This is a genomic window from Caulobacter sp. DWR1-3-2b1 (assembly GCF_049895765.1).
Taxonomy (GTDB): domain Bacteria; phylum Pseudomonadota; class Alphaproteobacteria; order Caulobacterales; family Caulobacteraceae; genus Caulobacter.
Map to the genome: position 1 here is coordinate 1 of NZ_JAFCSZ010000046.1, position 14,557 is coordinate 14,557.

The 14,557-nt window shown below is 62.8% G+C and carries 20 protein-coding genes and 5 pseudogenes; 16 read left to right on the plus strand and 9 right to left on the minus strand.

What is annotated here, in order from left to right; genetic code table 11:
* Positions 1-103 precede the first annotated feature (103 nt).
* Positions 104-274, plus strand: a pseudogene (locus ACP69S_RS20920) (IS30 family transposase); the annotation flags it as partial.
* Between the two features lie 196 nt (positions 275-470).
* On the opposite strand, the gene ACP69S_RS20925 reads toward ACP69S_RS20920, so the two are convergent.
* Positions 471-662 (minus strand): hypothetical protein, encoded by a 192-nt coding sequence (locus ACP69S_RS20925; RefSeq protein ID WP_426000531.1) that lies wholly within the window; start codon positions 660-662, stop codon positions 471-473.
* Positions 663-694: 32 nt separating this feature from the next.
* Between ACP69S_RS20925 and ACP69S_RS20930 the strand changes: the two genes are divergently transcribed.
* From ACP69S_RS20930 to sufT, 9 genes are all read left to right on the plus strand, one after another.
* Positions 695-901, plus strand: a complete 207-nt coding sequence (locus tag ACP69S_RS20930; protein WP_426000533.1) for a hypothetical protein — start codon at positions 695-697, stop codon at positions 899-901.
* Positions 902-952: 51 nt separating this feature from the next.
* A complete protein-coding gene (locus tag ACP69S_RS20935) occupies positions 953-1,633 on the plus strand; it encodes a MarR family winged helix-turn-helix transcriptional regulator (RefSeq protein WP_426000535.1) in 681 nt (226 codons plus the stop codon).
* On the plus strand, positions 1,630-1,971 hold the full coding sequence (gene fdxA, locus ACP69S_RS20940; protein WP_426000537.1) for a ferredoxin FdxA: 342 nt from the start codon (positions 1,630-1,632) through the stop codon (positions 1,969-1,971). Before ACP69S_RS20935 ends, fdxA begins: the two co-directional genes overlap by 4 nt.
* Before the next feature lie 33 nt (positions 1,972-2,004).
* On the plus strand, positions 2,005-3,246 hold the full coding sequence (locus ACP69S_RS20945) for a P-loop NTPase (RefSeq protein WP_426000538.1): 1,242 nt from the start codon (positions 2,005-2,007) through the stop codon (positions 3,244-3,246).
* Positions 3,239-3,865 carry a NifU family protein gene (locus ACP69S_RS20950; protein WP_426000540.1) on the plus strand — a complete coding sequence of 209 codons (627 nt, stop codon included), beginning with the start codon at positions 3,239-3,241 and terminating at the stop codon, positions 3,863-3,865. Before ACP69S_RS20945 ends, ACP69S_RS20950 begins: the two co-directional genes overlap by 8 nt.
* Before the next feature lie 75 nt (positions 3,866-3,940).
* A complete protein-coding gene (gene grxD / locus ACP69S_RS20955) occupies positions 3,941-4,264 on the plus strand; it encodes a Grx4 family monothiol glutaredoxin (RefSeq protein ID WP_426000541.1) in 324 nt (107 codons plus the stop codon).
* 279 nt (positions 4,265-4,543) lie between these two features.
* Complete coding sequence (locus ACP69S_RS20960; protein WP_426000543.1) at positions 4,544-4,801, plus strand: BolA/IbaG family iron-sulfur metabolism protein; 258 nt, start codon at positions 4,544-4,546, stop codon at positions 4,799-4,801.
* A gap of 5 nt (positions 4,802-4,806) precedes the next feature.
* Positions 4,807-5,139, plus strand: coding sequence for an iron-sulfur cluster insertion protein ErpA (gene erpA, locus ACP69S_RS20965; RefSeq protein WP_426000564.1), 333 nt, complete (start codon positions 4,807-4,809; stop codon positions 5,137-5,139).
* A gap of 228 nt (positions 5,140-5,367) precedes the next feature.
* Complete coding sequence (sufT, locus tag ACP69S_RS20970; RefSeq protein ID WP_426000545.1) at positions 5,368-5,925, plus strand: putative Fe-S cluster assembly protein SufT; 558 nt, start codon at positions 5,368-5,370, stop codon at positions 5,923-5,925.
* A gap of 39 nt (positions 5,926-5,964) precedes the next feature.
* On the opposite strand, the gene ACP69S_RS20975 is transcribed toward sufT, so the two are convergent.
* The 5 genes and pseudogenes from ACP69S_RS20975 to sufB all read right to left on the minus strand — a co-directional run bounded on the left by ACP69S_RS20975 (position 5,965) and on the right by sufB (position 10,114).
* Positions 5,965-6,369, minus strand: coding sequence for a HesB/IscA family protein (locus tag ACP69S_RS20975; protein ID WP_426000546.1), 405 nt, complete (start codon positions 6,367-6,369; stop codon positions 5,965-5,967).
* 2 nt (positions 6,370-6,371) lie between these two features.
* Positions 6,372-6,518: pseudogene (locus tag ACP69S_RS20980) on the minus strand (metal-sulfur cluster assembly factor); the annotation flags it as partial.
* A gap of 116 nt (positions 6,519-6,634) precedes the next feature.
* Positions 6,635-7,675, minus strand: a complete 1,041-nt coding sequence (sufD, locus tag ACP69S_RS20985) for a Fe-S cluster assembly protein SufD (protein ID WP_426000548.1) — start codon at positions 7,673-7,675, stop codon at positions 6,635-6,637.
* On the minus strand, positions 7,672-8,418 hold the full coding sequence (gene sufC / locus ACP69S_RS20990; protein WP_426000550.1) for a Fe-S cluster assembly ATPase SufC: 747 nt from the start codon (positions 8,416-8,418) through the stop codon (positions 7,672-7,674). Before sufC ends, sufD begins: the two co-directional genes overlap by 4 nt.
* Positions 8,419-8,644: 226 nt before the next feature.
* Positions 8,645-10,114 carry a Fe-S cluster assembly protein SufB gene (gene sufB / locus ACP69S_RS20995; protein ID WP_426000552.1) on the minus strand — a complete coding sequence of 490 codons (1,470 nt, stop codon included), beginning with the start codon at positions 10,112-10,114 and terminating at the stop codon, positions 8,645-8,647.
* A gap of 315 nt (positions 10,115-10,429) precedes the next feature.
* On the opposite strand from sufB, the gene ACP69S_RS21000 reads away from it, so the two are divergent.
* The 3 genes from ACP69S_RS21000 (at position 10,430) to ACP69S_RS21010 (ending at position 11,463) form a co-directional block, all read left to right on the plus strand.
* A complete protein-coding gene (locus tag ACP69S_RS21000; protein WP_426000566.1) occupies positions 10,430-10,870 on the plus strand; it encodes an Rrf2 family transcriptional regulator in 441 nt (146 codons plus the stop codon).
* A 113-nt stretch (positions 10,871-10,983) separates the two neighbouring features.
* Positions 10,984-11,157 carry a hypothetical protein gene (locus ACP69S_RS21005; RefSeq protein ID WP_426000554.1) on the plus strand — a complete coding sequence of 58 codons (174 nt, stop codon included), beginning with the start codon at positions 10,984-10,986 and terminating at the stop codon, positions 11,155-11,157.
* A gap of 45 nt (positions 11,158-11,202) precedes the next feature.
* Complete coding sequence (locus ACP69S_RS21010; protein ID WP_426000556.1) at positions 11,203-11,463, plus strand: zinc-finger domain-containing protein; 261 nt, start codon at positions 11,203-11,205, stop codon at positions 11,461-11,463.
* Positions 11,464-11,740: 277 nt separating this feature from the next.
* On the opposite strand, the pseudogene ACP69S_RS21015 reads toward ACP69S_RS21010, so the two are convergent.
* From ACP69S_RS21015 to ACP69S_RS21025, 3 genes and pseudogenes are all read right to left on the minus strand, one after another.
* Positions 11,741-12,103: pseudogene (locus tag ACP69S_RS21015) on the minus strand (Tn3 family transposase); the annotation flags it as partial.
* Between the two features lie 164 nt (positions 12,104-12,267).
* Positions 12,268-12,852, minus strand: coding sequence for a recombinase family protein (locus ACP69S_RS21020; RefSeq protein ID WP_426000558.1), 585 nt, complete (start codon positions 12,850-12,852; stop codon positions 12,268-12,270).
* Positions 12,853-12,982: 130 nt separating this feature from the next.
* Positions 12,983-13,960, minus strand: a complete 978-nt coding sequence (locus ACP69S_RS21025) for a TniQ family protein (protein ID WP_426000560.1) — start codon at positions 13,958-13,960, stop codon at positions 12,983-12,985.
* A 62-nt stretch (positions 13,961-14,022) separates the two neighbouring features.
* On the opposite strand from ACP69S_RS21025, the gene ACP69S_RS21030 reads away from it, so the two are divergent.
* From ACP69S_RS21030 to ACP69S_RS21040, 3 genes and pseudogenes are all read left to right on the plus strand, one after another.
* A complete protein-coding gene (locus ACP69S_RS21030) occupies positions 14,023-14,166 on the plus strand; it encodes a hypothetical protein (RefSeq protein WP_426000562.1) in 144 nt (47 codons plus the stop codon).
* 62 nt (positions 14,167-14,228) lie between these two features.
* Positions 14,229-14,345: pseudogene (locus ACP69S_RS21035) on the plus strand (transposase); the annotation flags it as partial.
* Positions 14,346-14,438: 93 nt separating this feature from the next.
* Positions 14,439-14,557, plus strand: a pseudogene (locus ACP69S_RS21040) (DDE-type integrase/transposase/recombinase); the annotation flags it as partial.

The following is a 14,557-nucleotide window of genomic DNA, read 5'->3' on the forward strand; positions in this document are numbered from 1 at the left end:
CCTCGAACATCGGCGCTTGCAGCACCGCAAAATCGCCGCCTAGATATCAACCCCAGATGAGGCCAACCCTCCGCTAAATCCGCGACCCGGCTGTCTCAAAACTTCTGACGACGTACACGCGCTGATCCCTCCCGAGAAACTGCTGGAGCTGACCACGCGGCTCAATCGGATACCGCGCAAGTGTCTCGGATACCGCACGCCGGAGGATGTACTTGCCGAGCAGATCGCGGCGACGATTGAGACACGGGCGTCGAACGGGCTCTGCGCTACGTGATGGCTCCGCGCCCGCCCGTCGCCCGACCGCCAATGCCCTGAAAGCCTGACGTGACAGGACATCCCCTCCCCGTCATTCTGCCCACGCCCTTCGTCGCACTTCAGCTAGAACCCACACCGCCTTGTCCAGGTAATCCGTAAAGTAGTCGTATTTTCCGCCTTCGGGCGCAGGGACAACTTGCCGGATCGACGCTGTATCAACCGTTTCGAACGGCTTCTTTGACATCTGCCAAAGCCTCTTTGACATCCGCTTCGGTGACGACGTTTTCGGGGTGGCCGGTCTGGCCAAGGTTTTGAGCTTTGGAGCCATCGCCCAGCACATCAGGTCGGGACCCGTCTTGTGGTTCGTTGTCGTCAGCCATCATCCTGCCCTGGAAGAACTTGATCAAACGTCCGCAGGCGACGCCGGCTCTCCCCCAGTGTGCTGCTCCCGATGGACCTCGCCTGCGTCGTTCTGCAGATGAAGCTGGACGGGGAGGCCCGCAGCCTGGTTCGCTATGTGCCGGGCTATCTGTTCAGCTTCGGCTGCCGTGTCATAGGAGCCGAACCTCAGCCCCTCGCTGATGATGGTCCACCGTCCACCGATGCAAACCACGCCATAGTGCACTTCGATCATGGCTACGAATAGCCCCTCGGTTGATTGCGAAACAAAGCTATCGGCATCCGATCGGTTGTCAAGTTGATTTCGAAACACTATTATGTCTTCGAAGAGGTGATTATGTCAGCGCGCGAAACGGCGGAACTCCTGCTGCTGGTGGGGCGGCTCATCCAAGCGGAGGGCTATCAGGGCGAACTCAGTCCCGCCCAATGGATGGCGCTGCGCTTCTTCGCGCGCGCCAACTCGTTCTCCCGCACCCCGTCAGCCTTCGCGGAATTTCAAGCGACGACCCGTGGCACCGCGTCACAAGCCATCAAGGCGCTTGAGGCTGGTGGGTACCTGGGCAGACAGAGATCCCAGGCGGATGGGCGAAGCGTCAGTCTTAGGCTGACGGACAAGGGCCACGAAGCGGTTGCGCGCGATCCGTTCGAAGTTCTGGTGCGCGCCGTGGAATCACTCGCCGCAGAAGAGCAAAGCGCGATGCGCGGCGCAATGCACCACGTGCTGACCACTGTAGCTGCGAGCGGGCCGCATCGGCACTTCGGTGTTTGCCGGGACTGCACGCACCTCGCTGGAGAAACGTGCTCCGACTCCACTGTAGCCTCCCTCTCGGCCCTCAAATGTCAACTGTTCGGCGTTCCGATCGAGCTAGAGGAAGCCGGCCTACTCTGCATGCATTTTTCAACCAACGAGCCAGCCGCGCGAGGGCGTACACCGCGACTGAGTTCAGCACTGCGATCTGCTGAAAGGACGCCTAGTTGACCTACATCGTGATGGATGCCTGCATCAAATGTAAGCTCATGGACTGCGTAGAGGTGTGTCCGGTCGACTGCTTCTACGAGGGCGAGAACTTCCTGGCGATCAATCCGGACGAATGCATCGATTGCGGAGTCTGCGAACCGGAGTGCCCGGTGAACGCCATCAAGCCCGACACCGAGGACGATCCAGACGGCAAATGGCTAAAGGTCAATTCCGAATTCTCCCGCATCTGGCCCAACATCACCGTCAAGGGTGAGTCGCCCGCCGACGCTGACGACTTTGAGCGCGAGACCGGCAAGTTCGAGAAGTATTTCAGCGAAAAGCCCGGCAGGGGATCCTAGTGAACCACGAAGCGATATCAAAAAAGCTTAGCCATGCAGGCCGCTGACCCACACCACGCGCGTGGCCCGTCGTCATTGCCGGCCGCCGGCGCAGAGAAGCTGCCTGGGATCCGGCACATCGTCGCAATAGGCAGCGGCAAGGGCGGCGTCGGCAAATCCACGGTGAGCGTCAATCTGGCGCTCGCGCTGCAGCAGCTCGGAGGGCGCATCGGGCTGGTAGATGCCGATATTCTTGGCCCCAGTATCCCCGGCATGCTCGGCATCCCAACCGGCCAGCCGCCGGCACAAACCCCGGAAGGCAGGATCATCCCGGCGGAGCGGCACGGTCTGAAGGTGATATCGATGGGGATGCTGACCGGAGACGACAATCCGGCCGTCTTGCGGGGGCCAATGGTGGGCAAATACCTGAAGTTGTTCGTCGCCGGCGTGCAATGGGGACCCCTAGACTACTTGATCCTCGACCTCCCGCCCGGCACCGGCGACACGCAGTTGACGCTGGCGCAGAGCATGCCGCTGTCGGGCGCGGTGATTGTGACGACGCCACAGGACGTTAGCCTCAAGATCGCCCGCCGCGGCTTGCGGATGTTCGAGAAGGTGCAGGTGCCGATTCTTGGGATCGTCGAGAACATGCGCACTTTCACCTGCCCCCACTGCGGAGAGAGCACGGATATCTTCCGTAACGGCGGCGGCGAGCGGATGAGCCAGGAGCTCAGCGTCCCGTTCCTCGGCGCCTTACCCCTCGATCCCGCCGTCGTCGCCTGCGGTGACGCGGGGCGCCCCATCGTGGTGGACCAGCCGAAGTCAGTCAGCGCCCAGGTGTACGCCGCCATCGCCGCAGCGCTTGCGGAGCAGCTCTACGCGGTGGCCACGGTGCTTCAGCCCTTTGTGTGGGGTTGGGACAGCAACGAGGGGGCGCCGGCCTGGATGGAAGGCGCGGTTCGGCCTGCTGGATCGCGGAATACCCCCATCGGTTTCCGGCGCCGCGATCCACGCACCTTGTCCGTGCTCTGGGAGGACGGCCATAGCGACGACTTCGACGTCCGCGATCTGCGCCTGGCGTGTCACTGCGCCCTCTGCGTCGAGGAGATGAGCGGACGCAAGTTGCTCGATCCGAAAACGGTGCGGCCTGATGTGAGCCCGCGCAAGATCGTAAGCATAGGAAACTACGCGATCGGACTTGATTGGAACGACGGTCATAACAGCGGGATCCATACGTTTAAGAACCTGCGCGCCTCAGGCGCGCGCGCGGCAGAGAAGAACGTCGAGGATGTCTGACGCCCAGTCTATGGATCTGCCAATCGGCATCCGCGCGGAGACCTCGCTCGCCGACCCCGACACGTGTAAATTCACCGTGAGCCGCGATTTACATCCCGGTGGTCCGTTCTTCTTCGGCAATAAGGGACGGGCGGCCGGGTCGCCGCTCGCCGAGCGACTGTTCGCGCTTTCCGGTGTGGCAAACGTGCTCATCGCTGAGAGCGTAGTGACCATCGGCAAGGAGCCGAGCGCCTCGTGGTCGGGACTGAAATCGGCAATCGGGATGGCCGTCCGGACGCAGTTGCTCTCCGGCGTGCCGGCGATTTTGGAGATAGCTGCTCAGGCTAGCACGCAAGGAAGGGCCGACGCCGAGGTTCGCGTGGCCGTCCAAGCGCTCCTGGACAAAGAAGTCAATCGTTCGATCGCTAACCACGGCGGGAAGATTTCAATCGTGGACGTCAGCAAGGGGAAGCTTTTCATAACCATGAGCGGCGGCTGCCAGGGATGCGCATCCTCTCAGGTGACCCTGAGGCAGGGATTCGAAGTTATGGTTAGAAGGGTTGCCCCGGAAATCATGGAAATTGTGGACGCGACGGACCACGCAGCGGGGAAGGAGCCATTCTACAGACGCCCTGGCTAGATGTCAGGGAGACATCTGAAAATCGCCTGCCCCGAAAATCCGGCCAGAATCCCAAATAACCCGAGAGGAGCAACGATGTCCCTAAATGAACCTTTCCACCAGCAGATCTCCGACCTCGTGGCACAAAACCGAGTCGTCCTCTTCATGAAGGGAACTCGCCACATGCCACAATGCGGGTTCTCCGCCCAGGTCGTGAAAATCCTCGACGAGCTGAAGCCAAGCTACGAAACGGTCGATGTACTTCGCTCTCCCGAGATCCGGGATGGAGTCAAGGCGTTCTCCGAGTGGCCGACGATCCCGCAACTCTACATCGATGGGGTGTTCGTGGGAGGCTGCGACATCGTCCGCGAGATGCAGGCGTCCGGAGAGCTTCAAGAGCTCATCGGCGTGAAGGCCTAGTGGTGAGAATCTGACGGTTGGCGACCTGCCGAAAGTCTTTGGAGCCAAGGATTGGCGCCATTTTGACGGATTCAAACGCCGCTTTCGATCCGTTAGGAGCCCCGCATGCCGAGGACCACCATGAGCGAGGCGGTCGGAAGGGGTTTGCGGCAGTTGTCGCAGATCCGGGTGACGCAACGGGGAGCGCTAGCCAACATCGGACTCAAAGGCGGCACCGACGCGAGGGCGCTGCCCATCGACGCCTCAGTGCCGCGTTACTGATATAAAAAGGAGACCAGCATGTCGTCCCATCCAACTGACTTCCAAGGTTCCGTCATCGATGCGCTCCGCGAGGCCATCGAGCGCAAGATTCCCGATTCACGGGCCGGAGTGAACGGCGGCGGCGGCCACTTCAACATCGAGGTGACGTCGCCCGTGTTCGCCGGCAAGAATATGCTGGAGAGCCAGCGGATAGTGTACTGCGCCATCGCCGATTTGATGAAGGGGGACAGGGCTCCGGTGCATGCCGTCGACAGTTTGAAGACCCGGGCGCCATGAACAGCATGACTGCGTCAAACCTGACCCTCTCCCAGACCGCAGCCCAACGGCTTCACGCCCTCAGCCAGAGCGAGGGTTATCGCGTCATGCTTCGGGTGGCGGTGGAAGGCGGGGGCTGTTCCGGCTTCCAGTACCAGTTCGACTTGGTCAGCGAGTCGCATGCCGATGATCTGGTGGTCGAACGTGACGGGGCCGCAGCCCTGGTCGACGAGATGAGTTTAATCCTGCTGAGGGGCTCGGTGATCGACTATGTGGACGAGCTGTCCGGCGCCGAGTTCCAGGTCCGCAACCCCAACGCCAAGTCCAGCTGCGGCTGCGGCGTCAGCTTCTCCATCTAGAGCATTTTCCGATAAGTGTGAAACGGTTCTCGGATCGAAAAATGCTCTAAACTTTTGATTTAGAGCCCTTTTCGCCCGACCCTGATGAAGCCATCAGGTCGGAAAGGGCTCTAGCAGGCTGAGGGAAAGGTCCGGACTGACGGCCTGTCCAGATTCTCCGGGCCGGCTCTTATAGACAACCTGGGTTCGACGCTTAGTCGCGCCCGCAGCCACAGGATCGGCGTCGGCATGAGCAGTTTCAGTGTGAGCAACGAACCCTTCACCCTGTTGCGCGATTGCAACGCCGTCATGGTGCCGCTTGGCGACGCAGTATGCCTGCCCATCGGCCAGATCGGCTACATCACTCAGGCGCTAGGGGGCAGTTTTACCGTGTATGTGGACGGCAACCTATTCCGCATTGCCGGAAGCGATGCCGACGCGCTGGACAAGGAGCCGCCGGCGGCTATCGAGGTGGCCGCCGATGCCACCAATGCGGATGTGGAAAAGCTGGCGTGGGATCAGCTTCGCACCGTGTTTGATCCGGAAATTCCGGTCAACGTGGTTGATCTGGGGCTGGTCTACGACCTGCGCCTGGAGCAGACTGCTCCGGGCGAGCGCAAGGTTTATGTGAAGCTCACGTTGACCGCCCCCGGATGCGGCATGGGCGACATCCTGGTGGATGATGCCCGCACCAAGCTCAAGATGATCCCCACGGTTGCGGAGGCTGATGTGGATCTGGTGTTCGATCCGCAGTGGAGCCATTCAATGATGTCCGACGCCGCCAAGCTGGAAACTGGCATGCTCTGAGTCCCGCCATGTTGGCGGACGGCAATGTAGGACAAATATTCACGACTCAACGACCTTACCAGGCTCGATAGTGACGCTTTCCCCGCAACCGCAGGCGTCGGTCTGGTTGGGGTTTCGGAAGGTGAACTTGGCTGAGAGCTTGGTCTTTTCGTAGTCGATCTCGCTGCCGATCAAGAACAGAACCGCTTTGGGATCGACCAGAATGGTGACGCCCTTGTCCTCCACCACCTCGTCCAGGGGCGCGGCGGCCTCGGCATATTCGATGGTGTATTCGGAGCCGGCGCAGCCGCCGTTCTTCACCCCAACCCGTAGTCCCCTATAAGGGACATCAGCGCGGCCCATGATCTCGCGCACGCGCTCAGCCGCAGTGTCGGTCAGGGAGACGAGCTTGGGGCGGAGTCGGCGGGGAGGCGCGCCGGCCGCAGTCAGATTGAGATCGCTCATGGTCAGAATCCATTCAGTCGGAGCTTAGCCTCGTCGGACATCCGAGAGGAATCCCATGTCGGGTCGAACACGAGATCGACCTTCACCCGGCCGATGCCGGGCAGTTCCTTCACCACATCCTCCACCCAGTCCGGAATTTCGCCGGCCACCGCCGGCAGCTTCCGAGCTGAGGCGTCGCTGTCGAAATAAGCCAGCGGCTCGCCGTTCACGTGGCGAGCCAGGATCGGGAACCGCTCGCGGATGGCTTCGACGTCGAAGTCCATGGTCAGGCTCCCAACCTCTGGGCGGCCCAGGCGCGAGCGACCTCGCGGGCGGGCTGGTAGGCGATCCGCTCGATCACCTGACCGACGAACGCCTCGATCAACAGGGCGCGGGCCTCGGTTTCGGGGAGACCCCGCTGGCGCATGTAGAACAGCGCCTCTTCGTCCAGGGCGCCGATCGTATTGCCATGGGCGCACTGCACGTCGTCGGCGAAGATCAGCAGCTCCGGTTTTGCATCGACCTCGGCGCGATCCGACAGGATCAGTGCGTTGTGCCTCATGCGAGCGTCGGTGCGGTCAGCACCCTCCTCCACCACGATGCGCCCCTGGAAGACGCCGCGGGACTGATCGCGCACGACGCCCTTGGTGAGCTGGTCCGTGGTTCCATCAACCCCTCCGTGCTCCACCATGGTGGTCAAGTCGGCATGATGCTGACCGGAGAGCAGATAAACGCCATCGAGGCGCACACCGGCTCCGGCGCCCGGGTGGGCGACGTGGGTCTCGATCCGCTGTCGTTTGGCGCCGTCAGTCAGCAGGGTCTGGGCGAAGCGGGTCTCGGGGCCGAGCGCAACCTGGGTCGAGCTGACCGAGATCGCGCCTTCGCCGTCGGCGGCCACCACGATGCGCTCCAGGGCCGCGCCTTTGGCGAGCGAGATATCGAGGGCCGCGTCGGCGACATAGTCGCCCGCTAAGCCCTCATAGCTCTCCAGCAAGGTCAGGTCGGCGCCTTTGCCCAGTTGAATGGCGAGCTGGACGGAATGGGCACTGTCGGCGCTTTGGGCGACGAACCGCAGGCGCACGACACGCTTCTCGCCGGGCTTCAGAATCAGGGCCGAGGCGTCGCCGCGTAGGCGGCCATTGACGATGGCGACCTCGATCTCGCCCAGATCACCAAACGGGCCAGCGGTCAGCGCCGCATCGCTTGGCGGCGAGGGCGGCGGCAGGACGCGCAGCAGGCCGCGCAGGTCGGTCCACTTCCAGTCTTCGTCGCGCTTGCTGGGAAGCAGGCCGGCGTCGCCGGATTTCAGGGCGGTGGCGAGACTCAAGCGGCCCTCGCGTATTTGTCGTAGCCTTCGCGCTCGAGCTCGAGCGCCAGGTCGGGCCCGCCGGTGGCGACGATGCGGCCGCCGGCCAGGACGTGGACCTTGTCGGGTTTGAGGTAGTCGAGCAGCCGCTGGTAGTGGGTGATCACCAACATGGCGCGATCGGGATCGCGCATGGCGTTGACGCCTCCGGAGACGATCTTCAGCGCGTCGATGTCGAGCCCGGAATCGGTCTCGTCAAGGATCAGGAGGCGCGGGGCCAGCATGGCCATCTGGAAGATTTCCATCCGCTTCTTCTCACCGCCTGAGAACCCGACATTGAGGGCGCGCCTGAGCATCTCGAAGTCGATCTTCAGTTCGCCGGCCTTCTCGCGCGCCAGCTTCAGGAAGGCCGGGGCGCTGATCTCGGCCTCGCCGCGCGCCTTGCGCTGGGCATTCATGGCCGTGCGGATGAAGGTCAGCGCCGGAACGCCGGGGATTTCCAGCGGGTACTGGAAGGACAGAAAGACGCCCTTGGCGGCGCGTTCGTTGGGATCGAGCGCCAGCAGATCCTCGCCGTCCAGGGTGGCGGTCCCGCCGGTGACCTCGTAGCCCGAGCGGCCGGTGAGCACATAGGAGAGCGTCGACTTGCCGGCGCCATTGGGCCCCATAATGGCGTGGACCTCGCCCGCGGGCACATCAAGCGTCAGGCCTTTGAGGACTTCCTTGCCGCCGACTTCGGCGCGCAGATTGGAGACGGAAAGCATCTAGGGGGTCACTCCACGAGAAACTGCGCCAGGACCTCAAGGGCCTCTTGCGCGCTGGAAACGGGCTGCTGCTTGGTGGGGGCAGCGGTGGGCCTGGTGGCCGAGCCACTCAGCGCGGGCCAGGTCGGTGTCCTGCTGGACCCGCTCGGCCTCCTCCCGCGCGTGGCGTTCGGCTTCAAGACTTGCCTTGAGGATATAGTGGCGATCCGTTCCGGAATGGCGAGGGTCATCCGACCGAACCTTCGAGCGAGATCGCGACGAGCTTCTGGGCTTCGACCGCGAACTCCATGGGCAGTTCCTGCAGCACCTCGCGGACGAAGCCGTTGACCAGCAGCTGGACCGCCTCCTCCTGGGAAAGACCGCGTTGTGTGGCGTAGAATAGCTGGTCGTCCGACAGCCGGGTGGTGGTGGCCTCATGCTCAAGGATGCAGTGGCCATTGCGCGCCTCTATGTAGGGCACGGTGTGGGCCGCGCAGGTCTTGCCAATCAGCAGCGAGTCGCACTGGGTGAAGTTGCGCGAGCCCTTGGCCTTGGGGTGGACCGAGACCAAGCCGCGATAGGTGTTGGACGAACGCCCCGCCGAGATCCCCTTGGAGATGATCCGCGAGCGGGTGTTAGCGCCGAGGTGGAGCATCTTGGTGCCGGTGTCGGCCTGCTGGCGGCCGTTTGTGATGGCGATCGAATAGAACTCGCCCGAGCTCCCTTCGCCGCGCAGGATGCAGGACGGGTATTTCCAGGTGATGGCCGAACCGGTCTCGACCTGGGTCCAGGAGACCTTCGAGCGGTCTCCGCGGCAGTCGGCGCGCTTGGTGACGAAGTTGTAGATGCCGCCCTTGCCCGTGACCGGATCGCCCGGATACCAGTTCTGGACCGTGGAATATTTGATCTCGGCGTCTTCCAGCACGATCAGCTCGACCACGGCGGCATGGAGCTGGTTCTCGTCGCGCATGGGGGCCGTGCAGCCCTCCAGATACGAGACGTAGGCGCCTTGGTCGGCGATGATCAGGGTGCGCTCGAACTGGCCGCTGTTCTCCGCATTGATCCGGAAGTAGGTGGAGAGCTCCATCGGGCAGCGGACGCCGGGCGGCACATAGACGAAGCTGCCGTCGGAGAAGACCGCAGCGTTCAGGCAGGCGTAATAGTTATCCGAAACGGGCACGACGGAGCCCAGGTATCGCCTCACCAGTTCGGGATGTTCGCGGATCGCCTCGCTCATGGAGCAGAAGATCACGCCCACCTGGGCGAGCTCCTTCTTGAAGGTGGTGACCACCGAGACACTGTCGAACACCGCATCCACTGCGTACCTCGGCGCGCCTTCGACGCCGGCCAGGACCGCCTGTTCCCTCAAGGGGATGCCCAGCTTTTCGTAGACGGCGAGAATTTCCGGATCGACCTCGTCGAGGCTTTTGGGCCCCTTCTTCTCTGACGGGGCGGCGTAGTAGTAGCTGTCCTGGTAATCGATGCGCGGGAAGTGGACCTTGGCCCAGGCTGGCTCGTCCATGGCCAGCCAGCGCTCGAACGCGTCCAGCCGCCACTGCAGCATCCATTCCGGCTCGTTCTTCTTGGCCGAGATGAAGCGAACGATGTCGGCGTTCAGACCCTTGGGCGCGAAGTCCTGGGGGATGTCGGTGGAAAAGCCGTGCTGGTATTTCTCCAGGCTCTCGACATGTTCGATGGTCTGTAAGGCAGCGGACATATGCGTGCTCCAAGGCCGCAAGCGCGCAGCGACGCGCGGAGTGGCGGGATGAATTTGGCGTCCAGGCTTCGACGAAGGCGGCCCGGTCGGTGTCGGCGATCGACTTCGCCGTCATGGCCTTCCGCCTGCACGATCCGCGATGTCTGCAGCCGAATGACCGCCGTTCCGCGTGCTGACATGTTCGCCCTTTCCAGCAAAGTGATAGCTCTTCGAAACCATATTGACAAGTGATCTGGGGATTAATAGTTGTGTTTCGAAACCAGTGTCGAGGCGCGAATGAACATCGGTCCAGCTGTCTACGATGCCGTCGAGCTCATGGTTCGGCTGGCTGCCGCTGATCGCCAGGTGACAGCAGGCGAGCTCGCCGCCCAACTGGCCCGTTCGCTGTCATACACGGAGGCGCTGTTGGCTCGACTACGGAACTGCACCCTTGTGAAAACCGTCAGGGGTCACGGTTACCGCTTAGCGCGACCGGCAGCGTTGATCTCCGCTGCAGATGTTTTCGAAGCCGTGTACCGGGGAAGAGCGACCCCGGCTGCGCGACGATATCTTCCGTATCTCCGACCCAGGGACGCGGTAATCGGGGTGGATCTGCTTCAATATTCGCTCATGACCTATACTATGATTTTCCTACGCGGTGTCAGGCTCGCTGACCTGTTGCCTGATTCAGCGATCACAGATGCTGGAACAGGACCAAACTCATTCGCCGAGCCGCCCTATCGCTCATCGAATCCCCTGCACGGTGTAGGCGCCTGAATGCTGGCCTTGAGCCTGCAGCGCGGCCGGACTAACGATCAAGAAAATCCGAGGCCACCTTCACAAGGCTGATCAGGTTCGCCGCCGACCCCCTCTTTGGAAAGGAGAGAGCCATGACCGACAACGCGTCGGAAACGAACAAAGACGTGGAAGCACTAAGGCGGGCGGTTTCCCGGTGGGACAATGAGGGTGGTGCGGCCGCGCAGGACCCGCGGCTGAGCCCATCAATGGGTACCGCCGAAACTGGCGGACTCAAGCTGACCATCCCGAGCTTCAAACACGCTTGATCGCATTCTATTCAGGTTGGACGTCGGTGGAGCGAGCAGATCGATATGGCACGTGAGGTCTATCCGAAGTTCACGAACGACCACGGTGTGCCGGAGATTCGCATCGGGGTTAAGGCGTTCAAATGCATCGGCGCATCACCACCCCAGGACCACCCGCATATCTATCTTGCAATGGGCGGACAGGACATCAGCATTCTCTGCCCTTATTGCGCGACCCTATTTCGGTTCGATCGCGACCTCGATCCACACGGGGCAGATCCGCCAGACAGCGTTTTCGCCTTGGGTGACGAGGCAGAAAGGGCATAACGCTGGTCGCCGAGAAAGTATGGTTGCCGATCCTGGTGGCGATGCCGGCGCGGGCGGCGCGGCGGCCGATCATCGCGTAGGCGTAGGCGTAGGCGTAGGCGTCGGCCCAGGGCAGTGGCGTGGTGGTCAGCACAGCCTCCCCCGCTCAATGGTGCGCAACAGCGGCCCCTTTGGATCGCCGCGCAAGGCGCAGCCGTCGAGGCGTCCAAGTACAGGACGGCGCGACATTTGTTAGCTGAGCAACGCTGAGGGCGAACGGAACCCGAACCCGCCAACTTCAGGCCGCGCCGCGCATTCGGCGACCGAGGGTCAGCTGCCGGCGTCCCGTTTGCAGCGCGGCGGCGTGGTCCCACAGGAAGTCGCCCGAGAAAGCGATGTGCTCCCAGCCGACCGGCGAGGTGTGGGCGAGGAGATCGTCGGGGGCAGGCTCGCCAGCAGCTCGCAGGTGATCGACGGCGTCCGCCATGTAGGTCGAGTTCCACCAGACGATGGCGGCGATCACCAGGTTCAGGCCCGAGGCGCGGTACTGCTGCGCGTCGCGGGTCCACTCGGAGATGCGCCCCTGGCGGAACGTTCAGATCGCCTGCATCAGCGCATGCCGCTGCTCGCCCTTGTTGAGGCCGGTCTGGCAGCGCCGCCTGAAAATCACGCAGCCGCGGGCAGAGGCGGATATAATGCTTATATTTCAATGGGTCATGTGTCAGATATTCGAAATAGACACGACTGGCGCTGTCGCTTCGGATTTTCGACCCAAATACACGCGACTATTCGATATTTCGCGCGAAATAGACGCGACTGACCCAATCACGCGGGGACCATAGCAATCTTGACCCTTAAAATCGATTGACGACTGGTTCCGTACTCGCGCGCGAGCGCCGAAACGCTGTCGCCGTTGGTCAGGCGCCGCTGGATATCCGCGCGATTATCGGGCGTCAGATTCGGCGGCCGGCCGAGGATCTTGCCTTCGGCCTTGGCGCGATTGAGCCCGGCCTGGGTGCGCTCGATCAACTGGTCACGCTCGAACTCAGCGACGGCGTTGATGACGTTCATGGTCAGCTTGCCCGTCGAGCTGGCCAGATCGACGCCACCCAACGCCAGGCAATGGACGCGCACGCCGACCTCGGCGAGCTTCGCCACCGTGCTGGCCACGTCCATTGCATTGCGGCCCAGCCTATCGAGCTTGGTGACGACCAACACATCATCAGGCTCCAGCCGGTCGACGAGCCGATTGAACCCACGCCGCTGGCTGGTGGCCACGCTCCCGGAAATCGTTTCGGAGACCACGCGCCGCAGCTCGACCTTGAAGCCTGCCGCTTGGATCTCCAGAACCTGGTTTTCTGTTGTTTGCCCGACGGTGGAGACTCGAACGTAGGCGAAGGTGCGAGGCATGGCCAATTTCGTCCGTAAAGGGTGTCCGAAATCTAATCTATGTCCGAAATTGACCCAAGCTATTCTTCGGACGCACCGTAGGGACCCGTCCGAAAACGAACGATTTCGCACATGCTGAGGCACCGCCGATTCAGAGAGGTCTCTGCAACGCTTGGCGGGCCGTCGTCGCGATGCAGTCGGGCCAGGCCTCCAGGCGACCCGTGAGGACCGCACCCAGCCGATCGTCGAATTCGTCGAAGGCGTAGGCAAACGAGTCGGGGCTGTTCGGGTCGTTCCATCGCATGAGAGTTGCGAACGGATGACTCCGTGCGTGCGGCCGGGCCAGCAGCGTCGCCACGGCGGCGTAGACATTCGTGCGATAGCGCGGACCTTGATCGGCAAGCAACGCCGTGCCGTGTCGCCGGTCGTTGGAACCGATGGAAAACGTCGCGCTGCCGTTCCGAATCTCGTCGAACTGGTGAGCGAATGTGGTCGTGCTCCCTGGACGCCGGAGTACGACCTCGATCAGCGCAGTCGCACTGGCGAGGAAGGTCGCGGGTGTGCGAGGTAGCCATTCGGAACCGGGCGGTTGTCCGCTCAGCGCCCTTATGACCGCGTCTTCGAACGCCAGGGTGAATTCAGCGGGTCGGCCGGCGAGGCGGGGTGCGCCGATGCTGACACGCGAGCCTTCATGGGCGAAGCGCGCGGCGCCGTCCTGCAAGATGGGTCCGTAGCCGTCGAGGCCGGCCAAGCGGACCCGGTGCTCTGGACAACTGACACGCCACAAGCTGGCGCTCGACGCCGAAACGAAGTGATCGCCACCCCTGTCGGCGGCGTCACGGCAACAGGCCGGGCAAGCCGCGCCACGGATGAAGGCAGGCCGGCTCAGCACCAGCGGAGCCGCGATCGTCGCCAGGTCCGGTGCGAAGAAACGGCGTAGCTCATTCGCATCCAGGCGCGTAGCCTCCGCCAACTGGTCGAACAGGCCGTCGGGCGGCGCAAGGTCTTGAGGATCGTCGCAACCCAGCCCGGACCAGAAGTCAGCCGCAGTGACGAAATTATTGGCCGCCCGGCGCGCCACCCACGACGATAGACCCTCGCCGGCCATTGGCCGGGGCGCGAACGGCAACGACGGCATCCTTAGCCTGCCGCGGCCCTCACCCGGCGCCGCATGGCGGCCGCGGTGCGGACATGGCGGGTGACATCGTCAAGTCGCAGAGTCTTCAATGTGATCTGTTCCTCGCCCGTGTCTATGGCGTGCACGGCGGCCGCGTTGAGCAGGCGGAAGGTCTTGCCAGGACTGCCGGCGGTCAGGTCGTGAACGCCATCGACTGAGGTGGCGCCGGAAATTCGGACAGTTGGCTAAGGTGGTTCGACCTCGATGAAGGACGGACTTTATGACTGGGAAGCGGAAGCGGTACTGGGCTGACTTCAAGGCCAAGGTCGCGTTGGAGGCGTTGAAGGGGGAGCTGACCCTGTCTCAGCTGGCGACGAAACACGGCGTCCATCAGACGATGATTGCGGCGTGGCGCAAGCGGGCCATCGAGGGGCCTTCCGGGGTGTTCTCCGGCAAGGCCGAGGCGACCGAGGGTGCCCGGGAGGGCGAGATCGACAAGCCCAATCAGGTCTGGTGCGCCGACATCACGTACATCCCGATGCGGCGGGGCTTCCTGTACCTGGTGGCGGTAATGGACTGGGCGAGGAGGAAAGTCCTGTCCTGGCGGCT

Bases quoted from the DNA above. Each gene is read 5' to 3' on its own strand.
- ACP69S_RS20945 (WP_426000538.1), top strand. From the start codon at position 2,005: ATGCAGGCCGCTGACCCACACCACGCGCGTGGCCCGTCGTCATTGCCG.
- ACP69S_RS20950 (WP_426000540.1), top strand. From the start codon at position 3,239: ATGTCTGACGCCCAGTCTATGGATCTGCCAATCGGCATCCGCGCGGAG.
- grxD (WP_426000541.1), top strand. From the start codon at position 3,941: ATGTCCCTAAATGAACCTTTCCACCAGCAGATCTCCGACCTCGTGGCA.
- ACP69S_RS20960 (WP_426000543.1), top strand. From the start codon at position 4,544: ATGTCGTCCCATCCAACTGACTTCCAAGGTTCCGTCATCGATGCGCTC.
- erpA (WP_426000564.1), top strand. From the start codon at position 4,807: ATGACTGCGTCAAACCTGACCCTCTCCCAGACCGCAGCCCAACGGCTT.
- sufT (WP_426000545.1), top strand. From the start codon at position 5,368: ATGAGCAGTTTCAGTGTGAGCAACGAACCCTTCACCCTGTTGCGCGAT.
- ACP69S_RS20975 (WP_426000546.1), bottom strand. From the start codon at position 6,369: ATGAGCGATCTCAATCTGACTGCGGCCGGCGCGCCTCCCCGCCGACTC.
- sufC (WP_426000550.1), bottom strand. From the start codon at position 8,418: ATGCTTTCCGTCTCCAATCTGCGCGCCGAAGTCGGCGGCAAGGAAGTC.
- sufB (WP_426000552.1), bottom strand. From the start codon at position 10,114: ATGTCCGCTGCCTTACAGACCATCGAACATGTCGAGAGCCTGGAGAAA.
- ACP69S_RS21000 (WP_426000566.1), top strand. From the start codon at position 10,430: ATGGTTCGGCTGGCTGCCGCTGATCGCCAGGTGACAGCAGGCGAGCTC.
- ACP69S_RS21005 (WP_426000554.1), top strand. From the start codon at position 10,984: ATGACCGACAACGCGTCGGAAACGAACAAAGACGTGGAAGCACTAAGG.
- ACP69S_RS21010 (WP_426000556.1), top strand. From the start codon at position 11,203: ATGGCACGTGAGGTCTATCCGAAGTTCACGAACGACCACGGTGTGCCG.
- ACP69S_RS21020 (WP_426000558.1), bottom strand. From the start codon at position 12,852: ATGCCTCGCACCTTCGCCTACGTTCGAGTCTCCACCGTCGGGCAAACA.
- ACP69S_RS21030 (WP_426000562.1), top strand. From the start codon at position 14,023: ATGGCGGGTGACATCGTCAAGTCGCAGAGTCTTCAATGTGATCTGTTC.